This window comes from Corynebacterium sp. CNJ-954, from assembly GCF_001942345.1.
GTDB lineage: Bacteria > Actinomycetota > Actinomycetes > Mycobacteriales > Mycobacteriaceae > Corynebacterium.
In genome coordinates this window covers 64073-78476 of the sequence record NZ_MKKI01000001.1, presented here as the reverse complement: position 1 = coordinate 78476, position 14404 = coordinate 64073, and the positions used below count along the sequence as shown (strand labels likewise).

Annotated in this window: 8 protein-coding genes and 1 pseudogene; 4 read left to right on the top strand and 5 right to left on the bottom strand. The window is 67.2% G+C overall.

The genetic code is table 11. The annotated features are described in order from the left end of the window. Window positions 1-50: 50 nt before the first annotated feature. Complete coding sequence (locus BJF89_RS00345) at window positions 51-641, bottom strand: helix-turn-helix domain-containing protein (RefSeq protein WP_075811372.1); 591 nt, start codon at window positions 639-641, stop codon at window positions 51-53. 16 nt (window positions 642-657) lie between these two features. Here BJF89_RS00345 and BJF89_RS00340 point away from each other — a divergent pair. Next, window positions 658-3872, top strand: a pseudogene (locus tag BJF89_RS00340) (error-prone DNA polymerase). A 130-nt stretch (window positions 3873-4002) separates the two neighbouring features. Here the strand turns inward: BJF89_RS00340 and BJF89_RS00335 are convergent. Next, window positions 4003-5094, bottom strand: coding sequence for a hypothetical protein (locus BJF89_RS00335; RefSeq protein WP_075811225.1), 1092 nt, complete (start codon window positions 5092-5094; stop codon window positions 4003-4005). A gap of 128 nt (window positions 5095-5222) precedes the next feature. Between BJF89_RS00335 and BJF89_RS00330 the strand changes: the two genes are divergently transcribed. Beyond that, a complete protein-coding gene (locus BJF89_RS00330) occupies window positions 5223-6179 on the top strand; it encodes a MinD/ParA family protein (RefSeq protein WP_075811223.1) in 957 nt (318 codons plus the stop codon). 137 nt (window positions 6180-6316) lie between these two features. Here the strand turns inward: BJF89_RS00330 and BJF89_RS00325 are convergent, their stop codons facing one another. After that, entirely contained in the window at window positions 6317-7684 is a 1368-nt protein-coding gene (locus tag BJF89_RS00325) for a lipase family protein (protein WP_255372421.1), read from the bottom strand. Between the two features lie 121 nt (window positions 7685-7805). Here BJF89_RS00325 and BJF89_RS00320 point away from each other — a divergent pair, with 121 nt between their 5' ends. Continuing rightward, the gene (locus BJF89_RS00320) at window positions 7806-8966 is read left to right on the top strand and encodes a PHB depolymerase family esterase (protein WP_255372420.1); all 1161 of its coding nucleotides are present in this window, start codon (window positions 7806-7808) and stop codon (window positions 8964-8966) included. 13 nt (window positions 8967-8979) lie between these two features. Here BJF89_RS00320 and BJF89_RS00315 read toward each other — a convergent pair whose 3' ends face one another. Next, window positions 8980-10329, bottom strand: coding sequence for an aminopeptidase C (locus BJF89_RS00315; protein ID WP_075811219.1), 1350 nt, complete (start codon window positions 10327-10329; stop codon window positions 8980-8982). After that, the gene (locus BJF89_RS00310) at window positions 10329-11774 is read right to left on the bottom strand and encodes an aminopeptidase C (RefSeq protein ID WP_075811217.1); all 1446 of its coding nucleotides are present in this window, start codon (window positions 11772-11774) and stop codon (window positions 10329-10331) included. Before BJF89_RS00310 ends, BJF89_RS00315 begins: the two co-directional genes overlap by 1 nt. A gap of 33 nt (window positions 11775-11807) precedes the next feature. On the opposite strand from BJF89_RS00310, the gene BJF89_RS00305 reads away from it, so the two are divergent. Next, complete coding sequence (locus tag BJF89_RS00305) at window positions 11808-14402, top strand: carboxylate--amine ligase/circularly permuted type 2 ATP-grasp protein (RefSeq protein WP_083650404.1); 2595 nt, start codon at window positions 11808-11810, stop codon at window positions 14400-14402. The last annotated feature ends 2 nt before the right edge of the window (window positions 14403-14404 follow it).

Genomic DNA, 14404 nt, shown 5'->3' with positions numbered 1-14404 from the left:
CGGGGTTTCGCGCAATGGTAGTAGTACTACAGGAGGATGGACCGCTCTGTCTAGTTGGTTTTCGGTGTCAGGTGTACCTTTTCCCCTCCCGGACTGCTGAGCCCGAGATACTCGACGGCGGTGTCGCCGCCAGCACCGAACCAGTGGGGCACCGTGCATTCGAACTCGGCGACCTCGCCGGGGTTGATCAGGTACTCCTGACCGTCGAGGATCAGGCGCAGGGTGCCTGCCAGGACGAAGACCCACTCCCTGCCGGGGTGACTGTGTTGCCGGGGCGCTTTCTCGGGCCGTCGGTCGGCGGCGACGCCCGGGATCACATGTTTGAACGCGGTCACCCCCTGCTCGCCATCCCCGCCGAGGCGCAGGTGCACCGCGCCACCGCGGTACAGCGGACGGATGTCGATGCGGGGGTCCCCGGTCTGAGGGGCGCCGACCAGGTCGTCGAGCGCCACGCGGTACAGCCGGGCCAGGGGCATGAGCAGTTCCAGGGTGGGTCGTCGTCCACCGTTCTCCAGCCGCGACAGGGTGCTGCGGGAGATGCCGGTGGCCTCGGCGGCGTCCGCGATGGTCATTGAGAGCTGCTGTCTTGTGGCGCGCAGGCGTGCGCCCACCTGGTCGAGATCGTCCGCGGTGCTGTCCATGTCTACAGAGTGTGCCATGTCCGCCCGGTACGCTAGTATCGAACATATGTTCAGTAACGGTCGGGCGCTCAGCTGGTCACGCCTGGAGCGCATCCTCTCCGGTATCGATGTCGGCCCCCTGCGGATCGTCGGGGAAAGCTCCGGAGCGCGCGTCGGCGCCACTGTTCCGGGCACTCCGTCCGTCACCGCGTTCGCTGAATTGCACGCTGCCGGGTCCTACAATTTCCTCCACGGCGCCAGCGATCCCGAGGAATATGTCGCCGCAGCGGTGGACCTGGGTCTCACAGCTCTCGCCGTGGTCGACCGGGACGGTCTCTACGGGGCGGCCCGACTGGCCACGGCGGCGGCAGAGGCTGCTTTGCCTACGGTCTTCGGTGCGGAACTCTCCGTCTTCGGCACTGGTACCGCACCTCTGACCGTCCTCTGCCGTGGGCAGGAGGGGTACCGACGGCTCTCACGCACGATCACCGGTGCTCGCATGGCCCGTCGTGACAAGGACGCGGCGGACTACCCGCCGTTGCAGGAGCTCGCGGAGTCTGCTGGCGGCTGCTGGTACCTCCTGATCGATCACCGTCATCTGCACCGGGCAGCGGAGATCATCACTGCATTCGGTGCGGAAGCCTGCCTGGTGGAACTGGGGCAGACCATGAGCCCGGCGGATGCCGACCGGAATCAGGCCCTGCACGACCTGGCGCTGACACACGGATTGACTGAGATCGTCTCCACCGCGGCGACCTGCGCGACCCCGCCCCAGGCGCGCCTCGCCGGGGCGAAGGCCGCCCTGTACGAGCGAGAGAACGTCTACGCCGCCACACCCCGCACCCACCCCCTCGGCGGGACCTGGTTGCGCTCTGGCGATGAGATGGTCTCCCTGGCGGGGGACTGTGACTGGATTGCCACCGCTGTTGACACCAGTGTGCGTATTGCCGAGGAATGCGCCTTCACCCTCAACCTCATCGCGCCAGAGCTGCCGCATTTCCCTGTGGAGGACGGACACACCGAGATGAGCTGGCTGCGCATGTTGACGACCAAGGGCGCGGAGAAGCGCTACGGCACCCAGGAGGAAAATCCGAAAGCGTGGAAGACCATCGACCATGAACTGGGGATCATCGAGTCGCTGGGATTTCCCGGCTACTTCCTCATCGTCCACGAGATCGTCACCTTCTGCCACGACAACGACATTTTCTGCCAGGGGCGCGGCTCGGCGGCGAACTCCGCGGTCTGTTTCGCTCTCGGTATCACCAATGTCGACGCTGTCGGGGCAGATCTGCTCTTCGAGCGCTTCCTCTCACCGGAACGCGACGGTCCACCGGACATCGACCTGGACATCGAGTCCGGGCGTCGGGAAGAAGCGATCCAGCATGTCTACGCCAGGTACGGCAGGGACAACGCGGCCCAGGTCGCCAACGTCATCAGCTATCGGCGGAAAGGAGCACTGCGCGATGCCGCCCGGGCCCTCGGATATGATCCGGGCCGCGTCGACGCATGGTCCCGCCGGCTGGAGGAACCACCGGAACCGGTGACGGCCCTGGCGGATTCACTGAAAGGCCAACCCCGACACCTGGGCATCCACTCCGGCGGGATGGTTATCTGTGACCGGGCCATTGCCGACGTCGTCCCCACCGAATGGGCACGCATGGCGGACCGTTCCGTCCTGCAGTGGGACAAGGACGACTGCGAGGCTGTCGGACTGGTGAAGTTCGATCTTCTCGGCCTCGGCATGCTCGAGGCACTGCACCACATCGTTGACCTCATCAAGGAGACCACGGGTGAATGTATCGAGTTGTGGAAACTCCAGCCCACCGAACCGGAAGTTTTTGCCATGCTCGCCCGTGCCGACGCCGTCGGTGTCTTCCAGGTGGAGTCACGTGCCCAGCTCACCACCCTGCCTCGGCTGAAACCCACGAAGTTCTACGACCTCGTCGTGGAGGTCGCGCTGATCCGGCCGGGACCGATCCAGGGCGGTTCCGTGCACCCCTACATCCGCCGACGTAACGGGGTGGAGGAGGCCACTTATGACCCGCCGGAACTCGAAGACGTCCTGGAACCGGTCCTGGGACGCACCTACGGTATCCCGCTGTTCCAGGAGCAGCTGATGCAGATGGCCGTCGCCGTCGCAGGGTTCACCCCCGCAGAGGCCGACAACCTGCGTCGCTCCATGGGATCAAAACGGTCCCCGGAGAAGATGGAGCAGATGCGTGGCCGTTTCATCGACGGTTCCTGCGACCTGCACGGGATCGACAGAAAGTCGGCGGAGAAGCTCTGGCACAAGATCATCGCCTTCGCGTCCTACGGTTTCCCGGAGTCGCACGCACAGTCCTTCGCCTCCCTGGTGTATTTCTCCGCCTGGTTCAAGTACCACTATCCCGCCGAGTTCTGTGTGGGGCTGCTGCGCGCCCAGCCGATGGGGTTCTACTCACCCCAGTCACTGGTCTCCGACGCCCGCCGGCACGGTGTCGGTGTACGGCCGGTGGACATCAACGCCTCGCTGGTCGAGGCTCCGTGGAAGACGGTGACATTCGCCTCGGCCTGGGATCGGTGAAGGGGATCGGGAAGGAGACAGCGGGCCGACTCGTGACCACACGGTCGGAACGCGGTGCCGACTTCACCGAGATCGCCGACCTGTCACGGGAAGCCGGTCTCACCGTGGACGAGGTGTCCGCTCTGGCGCGGGCAGGGGCCTGCGACAGCCTGGGGCTCACCCGTCGGCAGGCTCTGTGGGCGGCCGGGACCGCAGCCACTGAGCGCGCCGGGATGCTGCCGGGGATGTCCACGGTCTCCACACCCGCACTGCCGGGGATGAGTGCCTTCGAACTGGCCGCGGCGGACGTCTCCGCCACCGGGGTCACCTCTGACGGTCATCCGGTCCGCCTGCTGCGGGCCCGTCTGGACGCGTGGCCGGGGAACTTCCCGGTGGTGCCGGCGTCCGGGCTGTTGTCGGTGGAGAACGGACGACGCATCCTGGTCGCCGGTGTGGTGACCCACCGTCAACGTCCGATGACCGCCGGTGGAGTCACGTTTCTGGGGATGGAGGACGAGACCGGCCTGGTCAACGTGATGGTGTCCCCGGGGCTGTGGCGGGCGCAGCGCAAGGTGGCGACCACCGCGCGCATGCTCATGGTCCGGGGCATCGCCCAGAACGCCGACGGGGCGGTGACCATCGCCGCCGACGCACTCGAACCCCTGGAGGCCGCCGATGTCCTGGCGTCCTCGTCCCGGGACTTCCGGTGACGTTCCGGTGCCAGGTGCTGCAGGCGCCACAGGAAGTATTACCGTTTCCCGGCCGATTGAAGCGGCAAAAGTGCAGGTCGCGAAAAGTGTTACCACTTCCCGGTGGTAACACTTCCGGAGGGCGCTTGGATTACCGCTGGCTGTGTCGTTGTTCGCACACACGGATCCCGTCCAGCACCGTTGCCCGCAGCAATCCTCGGTCTTTCAGATGCCCCCATGTGAGCCTCAGGACATGCCATTCCAGGTTGCTGAGCTCTGTGTTGACACGGGAATCACGACCGCGTGTGCTCACGGCCAGGTGACCGGAGCCGTCGTACTGGAACGCCAGTTTCAGGTTCGCGCAGCCGAGGTCAAGCCGTGCCACGATACGCTCCGGTCCGGTCGGCCCACCATGGACCGGGTCGGACACCGAGCCGTCGGCGTGGACGACGAGCTGACTCGTGAACTCCTCCGTCGTCACCGCAGCGGCAACCGAGCGAACCATGAGCCGCATAAGCGTTTCCGGTGGGGAATCGGCACCCCGGTCACAGAACCCGACGACAGTGCGCAGAAAATCCTGGTCGATGTGGTGGGCGCAGGCTGCGGGAAGATCGTCCGGGTCGATCCTGAATGTCCTGCACAGGCTGTCGATGAGCTGTACCGCACGGAGACCGCTATCGGTCAGCCCAGCGCCGTGGGGCACATGCCAGCTGTGACCGTCGCCGAGAACGGACCGCAGACAATGAATGAGTGTGAGAATCGGTGGCGTGACCCGGAGATGAGGAAAATGAGGGTCGGTCCGCACCGTGGGTATCGCGAGGAGCTGGCGCGTCCGACGACGCCGTGACACATCCTCCGGCCCGTTGGCGTGACGTGTCACGCCAGAGGTCAGGGCGCAGGTGTCAGCACTGTCGACGAAGTACTCCAGGCCCCACTGTGCCGCGGCACTCCACTCTGCCAGCGTCCACGACGGCCGACGGATGTGCAGCAGGCGCGAACGAGTCAATGCATCCAGGTCGTAGCGGGTATGACGAGGATGGGTGGAGGCACCGAGAGAAACGTCGCGGTCCTCCCGCAGACAGGAGCGGGGGACATGGAACCCGTGTCTCATCACCCAGTCGTCGTTCCCCTGTCCCGGTGGCTTCTTGTCTGAGGTGGCTGGTACCGGGCGCCGTGACATGTGCTCCGGTGGCGCCCAGTTCCGTCGAATGTGTTCATCCAGTGCCGTGCCCTGGTACGCCACGCCCCCCGCGTCCTCTCCCCGTTTCCGTGAAATCCCCTCCGACCACGAAGACTACCAGCTACCCTCGTTGCCAGGGCCGGGACACAAAGGGGACCCGGGCTGAACACCACACAGGGGGATTTTCACCTATGACCACATCTGCACATTTCACCGGTATCGACGCATCGACGATGGTCGGAGCCGTGGGGGCAGCCCCGCCGTCGGGGTGGCGACGGTTGGTCCACCGCATGTCCGGTGGCCGGGTGAACCCGGGGGAATCCTCCGGCCAGAGTGCTGAACGGGAAGTACAGGACCGTATCCTCACACCATTGCGCGGCGACTACCGGATCGCGGTCCTCAGTCTCAAGGGTGGTGTAGGGAAGACGACCACCACCGTCGCCCTCGGCGGGATGTTCGCGTCGTCACGTGGCGACCGGGTCATCGCCGTGGACGCCAATCCGGATCTGGGGACACTGGCCAGACGGGTCGTGGACGACTCCGCTGCTACCGCTCCGACGGTGAAGGATCTGCTGGAGCTTCCCGACGCATCGAGGTACCCACAGGTCAGGTCGTGCACCAGTCAGTCTTCCAGCCGTCTGGAGGTCATCGGTTCGGACCGGGACCCGGCCGTCTCGGAGGCGTTCAGCGAATCCGACTACCGTCGTGCCGTGGATATCCTGCAGCACCACTACAACATCATTCTCACCGACTGTGGGACAGGCCTGATGCACAGCGCCATGACAGGGGTGCTGGACCTGGCGCACACGCTGGTCCTGGTCACGTCCCCGGCGTTGGACGGGGCGAGGTCGGCGGAAGCGACGTTGGACTGGCTCGACCACCACGGTCACGGTGACCTGGTCGCCAATGCTGTGGTCGTGGTGTCCGGGGCACACCCGCGGCAGGCTGCCGTGGACCCGGACATCCTCGTCTCCCATTTCTCGGCACGGACGCGGGCGGTCCGGGGCATCCCGTTCGACCGGCACCTGTCCGAGGGCGGCGTGGTCGACCTGGACCGGTTGGCCCCGGCGACCTTCCGCGCCTACCGGGAGCTCGCGGCGACGGTGGCGGAAGACTTCGCCAGCTGGCACCGCCACGCGGCAGTGTAGGCTCCGGGCCCGGCGCACCGGCCCCGCGGTGTTCGAAGTGTTACCAGTTTATGGTGGTAACACTTTTCGTGACCTGCAGTTTTTCCGCGGTGACTCTCGTCGTAGTGGTAACACTTTCGGAGACCCGGACCGGCCCCCTAGAACCGTCCGCAGTTGCTGGGCGCGGGCCGGTCGTTGAAGCGGTCCACCATGTAACTCATCGCAGGGCCGGCATTGGTGAGCATCGGCACCGCGTGGTTGATCGCTGACTTCGGGAGGATCGACGGCAGCGGGTCGGTGACGAACTGGACTGCGCCGCCGGCCTCGCAGTACCGCGCGGCGGTGTCGCGGGCCTGCTCCCAGGGGATGGTGTCGTCGTTCCTGCCGTTGGTGATCATGATGGGCGCGTTGAGGTCGGTGTAGGTGGAAGCCAGTTTGTAGCTCTCCAGGACACCGCGCAGGCGTTCATCGTCGCGGGCGATCTCGCCGAAGGAGCGACCGTCTTTCGTCATCGTGCGGGTGTCGGTCAACCCCCAGCGGACGACGGAGTCACCGATACAGCGGTCTCTGGTGTCCGCGAGGAACTCCTTGCCGCGGTCGTTGAAGTACTCGTCCTGCAGCGCCGCTAATTCCGGGTGCCGTTCCAGGGCTCCGTTCAGGGCGTAGCCGAGCACCCCGGTGATGGCGTGCCGGTCGACAGCGTCGACGACCTCCAGCAGGTCGGCAGGGGGAGCACCGGCGAACGTCCCCTTGACGTTGAGTTCCGGGGCGTAGCTCGAGGCCATCTCGGCGGCGGCTGCCGCCGACCCGCCACCCTGGGAGTAGCCGAAGAAGCCGACGGGGGAGTCCGACGGCAGGCCGAGCTGCGACAGTCCGGCCCGCGCGCCATCGAGGGCGGCCTGCCCCTGTTCAGGGTTGTTGACGTAGGTGTGCTGTCCAGGCGTGCCCAGTCCGATGAGGTCGACGACGACCACGTTCATGCCCAGCGCGCTGGCTGCAGCGTGGAACGGGTACTCGTAGTTGAGGTTGACTGCACCGTTGCCGGCGTCGAACCCGAAGAGCTGGTAAGAGCTCCGGGACGGCGCACAGATGTCGCCTGAGCCGCGGGTTCCGGGCGTATAGACGAGAGTGGGGGCAGGGCCCCTGCCGTGCCATGTACCGGATGCTTTGAGGACGACTCCGCTGGTCGCGACGCGGTCACCGTCCTCGGTGGATGACGTGTACAGGATCTTCTCCGCACTCCCGGGACCGTCCGTGCCTGCCAGGTCGAGCAGCTGCGGTGCGTCCTGGGTGCGGATGACCTCTCCCGGCGTGTCGGGGAGGCTGTCCGGCGGGAGGTAGAAGGGGTCGGAGTCTGAGGCGGTGGGTTCACCTGCCGGCGGTGGCCATGAGATGCCCGGGGAGATGCCCGGGATGCTGTCGGACCCCTGGGCGGCGGCCCCGGTGATGCCCGCCGCGAGGGTGATGACTGTTGCCGTGGAGAGTGCGGCGGCCCGTGCCAGGACCCGCCTCGTGAAGTACGTCATAGTGGTCAGCTTATAGGTGCCGACCATCGCTGTTGTCATGTTCAATACAATTCGGCAAAAGAACATGGAAACAGGCGTGCCGTGGTTGCTTCTGAGTGTCCTGACCAGTAGAAATGGGAGGGTGCAACAGTCCATTCCACAAGATCTCCGAGACCTGCCCCCGGTCCGGCGGACGTCGGGCCCCGTCCCAGATCCCCGTCCGGCTGAGAGCGACGACGACGGACGCGGCCAGAGCCCCGTCCGTCGCCGGATCGGCAGGTCGTTGGCCGTCCTCACCGCCACGGTGATGGTCGGTGCCCTGGTGTGGGTGGGCCATTCGCCGGCAGGTGAGAATGAGGCCGCACTCGAGGAGTACCGGGAGCAGACGGTCCGGGAGAATGCGGTCGCCGCATCAGAGAGCATCGTCCCGACCGCCGCGGAGGCGGAGCTGGGCAACGGCCCGAAGTTGGACGGCCCCGCGCCGGGGAGTTCGAAGAAGATCTCCCTGAGCAGTGGCGACCGCACCCGCGAAGGCGTGTTGTCCGTGCCGGAGGGGTATGACCCGGAGAAGCCGTACCCGGTGCTGCTGACCTACCACGGCTACCGCGAGAGCGCCCAGGGGTTCCACGACTACGCAGGTTTCGACGAGAAGCCCGCCATCACCGTGTCCATGCAGGGCATCGGGGACTCCTGGGAAGGAGCGCCGTACGCGAAGACGAAGGACGGGGAGGACATCCGCTTCACCCGCGACATGCTCGCGGCGCTGAACACGACGTACAACGTCGACCGGTCCCGGATCTACGCTGCGGGCATGTCCAACGGTGGTGGCATGGTCGCCAAACTGGCCTGCCGTGAGCCCCGCCTCTTCGCCGCGGTCGCCTCCGTCGCCGGGGCCTACTACAGCGGGACGCGCACCAACTGCGTGGAGGACGCCGGCCGTGCCCCGTCCTTCCTGGAGATCCACGGCACCAAGGACGAGACCATCAACTACGAGGGAGGGTCGCGTCACGGCGGCACCTACATGGCCGCCCGGGATCTGGTCGAGGACGTCGCCAGCAGGAACCACTGCCAGAGCACCCCGGTGACCACCGCCCTGGCGGGTGACGTCCGCCGGCAGCAGTGGCCGATGTGCTCGCCGGGCACCTCGGTGGTGCACCTGCGCGTCGGTGACGGCGGGCACACGTGGCCGGGTGACGCCTCAGGGGCATCCGGGGCGGCCTCGGACTCCGCCGAGGCGACGTCCTATTCGCTGGACGCCACCACGGAGGTGTGGTCCTTCCTGTCGGGCCACCGGCTCACCTGACAGTCGGACCTGGCTACCGTGCCAGCGCGCCCATCGGGTCCCAGGCGGGCAGGACGTGCGGGCTGGTGGACAGCGCCTCACGGTACTGCTGCGGCAGCCGGTCGCGGTGCACGGCGATCTCGAAGACGTACTGCCCGAACCAGTTGTCGTTCATCGTCCAGAAGCCCTTCTCCGCAGCCTTCGGGCCCCAGGAGTTCTCCACACGCCAGCGCAGGGGCCGACCGTCGTCGTCGACGTCGACACCGGTGAAGACCATCGCATGGGTCATCTGCGACTCGCCGGCGAGGAGCCGCTGCTCCTTTGTCAGGTCCAGGTCCACGCCGTAGAAGCCCTCGTAGTCGTGGAGACGGGCGTCCCAGGCGCCGCGCTCACGGTAGGACTGTGCGGCGGTGTCACATCCGAACCACACGGGGCTGCCGTCCTGCAGTGACTCCAGCACCGCGGCCTTGAGGACCTCGATCGGGGCGTTGAGGTAGGTCACCGGTGCACCACCGACGACATTGCCGAGGTGCTCGACGGTGAACAGCTCACCCTTGGGGGACGACGTGCGTGGATCATCGACGACACAGACGTAGTCGTCCAGGTCACGGGGCAGGTACTCGGCGGCGAAGTCCAGCGGGGTCATCTCCCCGACGCGGTGGAACTCGTCGTTCCTGTCGCGGTACTGCCAGACGAAGCGTTCGGGCGGGGTCCCGAGATGCGTGGTGAGGATGCGGTGGACGTCGGCGAGGGTGGCGCGGTGGACGGCATCTGTGTGACCGGTACCGGCGGCACGCATACGCGCCGCCCCGGCGCGCAGGGAGGTCGACAGGTCCCGGTTCATCGCCCGGGTGTCTGAGGACGAGCGGGTCTCGGGCATGGCGTACTTCGGGACGGCGCCGTACTTGTCGACGAGCGCGACGAACATGTTCCACTGTCCGCCGTCCTCCACCGGGTCGGCGAGCAGGTGCTGGACGGTGCGGTCGGTGACGTCGCGGTCGACGAGACCGGCCATCGCACCGAGGAAGTGGTTGGCCTTCTCCAGTTTGTCCCAGTAGTGCAGGTAGGTCTGGGAGAGTTCGAGGTCTTTGACACCGGTGGTGTCGATGACACCGCCGGTGCCGCCGCGCAGGGCGTTGAGGCCGGCGAAGATCCAGCAGCGGCCGGACTTCTTCTGGTCGGTGACCGACCAGGAGTCCAGTTTCACCGAGGTGGAGCTGTCGGTCGTGGCGAGGACGTCCCGGTCGAGGGTGACGGTCTCGACGTTGGTGGCCGTTGCGGCGTTGCGTGCCATGCGGAAGGACGGGTCGGTCCGCAGTTCGTCGCCGAGGGCGGTGAGGTGTGCCGGGTCGAGCCCGGTGTGTGTGCTAGTTGCTGTAGTCATCAGGCCATCGCATCCCAGATCGGAAGGTCAGTGGTGTCGCCGCGGTCGAGGGCGGCCAGTGCTTCTTCGAGGTCGCCTGTGGTCTCGGTCAGGCGTCGTCGGGGGACGACGACCTGGAAGACGTTGTCGGCGAACCAGTTGTCGGCCATGGTGCCGTAGCCTCCGCCGGCCAGCTCGGTGTGCTGCGCGTGACTCTTGGTGCCCCAGGAGTTCTCCACACGCCACCGCAGTTCATCGGAGGGGGAGCGGTCGTAGCCGGTGAAGACCATGCCGTGGGTCAACCGGGATTCGGCGGTCTCCATCTGTTCGGCCTTGGTCGAGGCGGAGTCGGTGCCGTAGAGCGCGTCGAGTTCGAGCAGGTCGGAGTCCCATACCCCGGAGGTGGCGACGAACTGCCGGTTGACGTCGCAGGCGAACCACACCGGCTCGCCGGCGTCGAGGCTGTCGGTGACGAGACGACGCAGGGTGTCGATCCCCGCGGTGACGTAGCTGAAGTCCCGCGTGCCCCACACGTTGTTCTCGTGGGTGATGCTGAACGCCTGGCCCTCGGCGTGGCGGGGGTCGTGGACGACACTGATGTAGTTGTCGAGGCTGTCGAGACCGTCGAGACCGTCGGGTCCGGTCGGGAGCATCTCGGCGGCGAACTGCTGCGGGGTGTAGGTGCCGCCCCGGTGGAATCCGTTGTCGGAGTCGCGGTACTGCCAGGTGAACTCCGTCGGTGGTAGACCGAGGTGAATGGCGGTGACGCGGTGGGCGTCGGCGAGCGTCTCGGAGATGATGCGTTCTGTCGTGTCGGCGTCACCCCCGTCCACGTCCGTGAGCACCGCCTCGCGCAGACGCAGTACTCCGCGGCGCAGCACGGTACGCAGCCGGCCGTCCAGCTGCGGGGTGCGTCCTGAACCGAAGGTCTCCGGCATGGCGTAGGACGGCACGACGCCGTACTTCGCCACGAGGTTGGTGAAGTAGTTCCACTGGCCACCGTCGGACGCCGCCCCCTGGAGCAGGGCGGCGACGGTGCGGTCCTCCAGGTCCGTGACTCCGCTACGGAACAGCTGTTCCAGCGACCGCAGGACATGGTTCGACTTCTCGACCTTGTCGAAGAACTGCAGGTAGGTGTGGGAGAACTCGAACTCCGTGACACCGAGCTTCTCCGCCACGCGGTGACGGAAGACGTTGTAGGCGGCGAACATCCAGCACCGACCCGACTGCTTCTGGTCGCTGACCCCGAGAGAGTCGAGCTTCACCTCGGTGGTGGGGTCGAGGGCCACGACCGCATCACGGTTGAGGGCGACGGCGTTGACGTCGGCCGCGGTCACGGCATTCCGGGCAATGCGCAGGGCGCGGTCGCCGCTGGCGGTCGCCTGCAGCTCGGAGAGAAGTTCCGGAGTGAGTTCCGGGGTGAGGTCCTGTGACTGTTCGCGGGACAATGGGGGTGAAGTGCTCATGCACCCGTTATACCCTTCGACTAGCGTGGCCCCATGGGCACCACCGTGAGAGTGGAAGAGGACCTGCACATCGTCGACCAGACTGTTCGCGCACCTGCCCCGTGCGCGGACGAGATCGTGGCGCGGCTGGGGGATGTGGAACGGTTCTCTGCGCTGCGTGGCGCCGAGCGCCTGATCTCGCGGACGTCACCGAACTCCGACCTGGCAGGTCTGCTCGCCGAACTTCGTCGGAACAGGAGCATGGTGGCCCAGGTGGCCGGCCAGTTGGACGGTGACTGTGCATCGTTGGCGGCCGGTGTCGTCCCCTGGCCGCGCCGGGGTGTGCATTCCACCGGTGGGCTCCGGGTCACTGTGCAGTGCGGTGACGGCGGTGACGGCGGTGACGGCGATCTGGTTCTGGCGGTCTGCCGTGGGGTGTCCCGGTATCTGCCGGCCCTGCTGGCGGTCAGTGCGTCCTCCCCGCTCGACGACGAGGGCGTGGACACCGGGTACGCCAGTTCCCGGGCGTTGCAGGCGCCGCGGTGGCCGGCGTCCGGTGCCTATCCCGAGGCTGCGACCATGGACGACTACCGCAGGGACGTGGAGTTCCTGCAGCACACCCGGGTGATCAGTGGACCGGAGATGATGCACTACGACGTCCGGCCTGCCCGGGAGGTGGCAGACGGGGATGCGGCAGGCGGGGTCGAGATCCGGCTGTGCGACGCCTGTTCCTCGTCAGCGACGGTGGCGGTGATCGTCGCACTGTGCCGGGCACTGGTCATCCGCGAGACCGCACTGGTGCAGCGGGGAACACCCACGCCGCCGTTACCGGTGCTCCAGCAGCGCACCGCGACCTGGCGGGCGGCCCGGTCAGGCATGGAGGGGGACCTACTCGACCCGTCGGACCTGGAACTGAAACCGGCGGAGGACGTCATCGTCGCAGTGGTCGACCTCCTCGCCGACGACCTCGGGGGCGGGTACGGGTGGGTCAGGGACACCGTCGGCCACCTGCTGCGCGCCGGGTCCGGTGCCTACCGGCAACGTCGGGCGCTCCGCCGTCGGGGCAGGACCGACGATGTCGTGGGCCTGTTGATCGCCGAGACTCTCGACACCGTCGGACTGGAGGATGCGACCCCGCGCACACCGCTGGGCCTGTCGGCCTATGAACCCAGTGTCGTCGACGACCTGGGTGAGGCATTCTGGGACGAGGCCGTCGACGCCACCGGAACACCCCGTCCCGTCTCCGCTCCGGCCCTGTCGACGATGGTGCAGACCGGTGCGCTGCGACTGCGGTCCAGGCTGCAGGCGTCCGAGGAGGAACTCACAGACCGGGGGATCACGTTCCGCGCCAGCGGGACGGAGCGCCACCTGGTCTTCCCCATCGACCCGATGCCGAGGATCATCACGGAATCGACGTGGGACACCCTGGCCGTCGGTGTGGAGCAACGGATGCGGGCGATCAACGCCTTCCTCGACGACATCTACGGTGACCGCGAGATCGTCCGGGCCGGGGTCGTGGATCTGGCCACGCTGGAACGTGCGCCGGGGTTCCGTCGGGTGGGGCGTCACGTTCCGACAGGGCGGGTCCGTAACCACATCAACGGCGCCGACCTGGTGTGTTCCGACGACGGACGGTGGCAGGTGCTCGAGGACAATGTACGCATGCCGTCGGGTCTGACGTTCGCCCTGGCGGCGCGGGACGTGACCTGCCACCATTTCCCGGAGATGCTCGACGCCACCGAGCGTGAGTTCGGTGAGGTCGTCGACCCGGCCGGGTCCCTCGAGACGATGTGCACCACGTTGCGGGCGGCAGCACCCCCCGGGGTGGGCCCGGAGCAGGCGCATGTCGTGGTGGCCTCGGCGGGAGAGCAGGACAGCACCTTCGCCGAGCAGTCGCTCATCGCCGGGGTCGGCGGATTCTCCGTGTGCACCACCGACCAGATCCTGGTGGACGCCGACGATGACGGGACGCCGACCCTGTGGGACGTCTCCCGCACACGACGGCGACGGGTGGACGTGGTCTACATGCGGATGGAGGAGGAGATGTTCCTGTCCTCCACCGGTGCCGACGGGACGGCGCTGCGTGATCCTTTCCAGACCGTGCTCGCCGCAGGCACGGTCGCGGTGGCGAACGCCCTGGGCAACGGCGTCGCCGACGACAAGGCGATCTACGCCCACGTTCCGGCGATGATCGACTTCTACCTGGGGGAGAGCCCGGCACTGGACCAGGTCACGACATATCTCTGCTCGGTGCGGGAACAGCGTGACCAGGTCCTCGACCGCCTCGGGGAACTGGTCGTCAAGCCGATCGACGGGTACGGGGGCGCCGGCATCACCGTCGGGCCGGAGTGCACCGAGGAGCAGTTGGCGACACGGCGCCGGGAACTGCTGACCCACCCGGACCAGTTCATCGCCCAGGAGGTCGTGCGGCTGTCGACGTTGCCGACCTTCGACGGCCTCGGAATCCAGCGCCGTCACGTCGACCTGCGGATGTTCTCGCACCTCCGGCAGCCCGGCGGCCCCGGTACCGGGGTGGAGGCCCTGACCGTGCCGGCAGGCCTGACCCGCGTCGCCCCGGCGGGCTCGATGATCGTGAATTCCTCCCGCGGTGGCGGTGGGAAGGACACGTGGATCCTGCGGGGCAGGTAGCG

Bases quoted from the DNA above. Each gene is read 5' to 3' on its own strand.
- BJF89_RS00345 (WP_075811372.1), bottom strand. From the start codon at position 641: ATGGACAGCACCGCGGACGATCTCGACCAGGTGGGCGCACGCCTGCGC.
- BJF89_RS00330 (WP_075811223.1), top strand. From the start codon at position 5,223: ATGACCACATCTGCACATTTCACCGGTATCGACGCATCGACGATGGTC.
- BJF89_RS00325 (WP_255372421.1), bottom strand. From the start codon at position 7,684: ATGACGTACTTCACGAGGCGGGTCCTGGCACGGGCCGCCGCACTCTCC.
- BJF89_RS00315 (WP_075811219.1), bottom strand. From the start codon at position 10,329: ATGACTACAGCAACTAGCACACACACCGGGCTCGACCCGGCACACCTC.
- BJF89_RS00310 (WP_075811217.1), bottom strand. From the start codon at position 11,774: ATGAGCACTTCACCCCCATTGTCCCGCGAACAGTCACAGGACCTCACC.
- BJF89_RS00305 (WP_083650404.1), top strand. From the start codon at position 11,808: ATGGGCACCACCGTGAGAGTGGAAGAGGACCTGCACATCGTCGACCAG.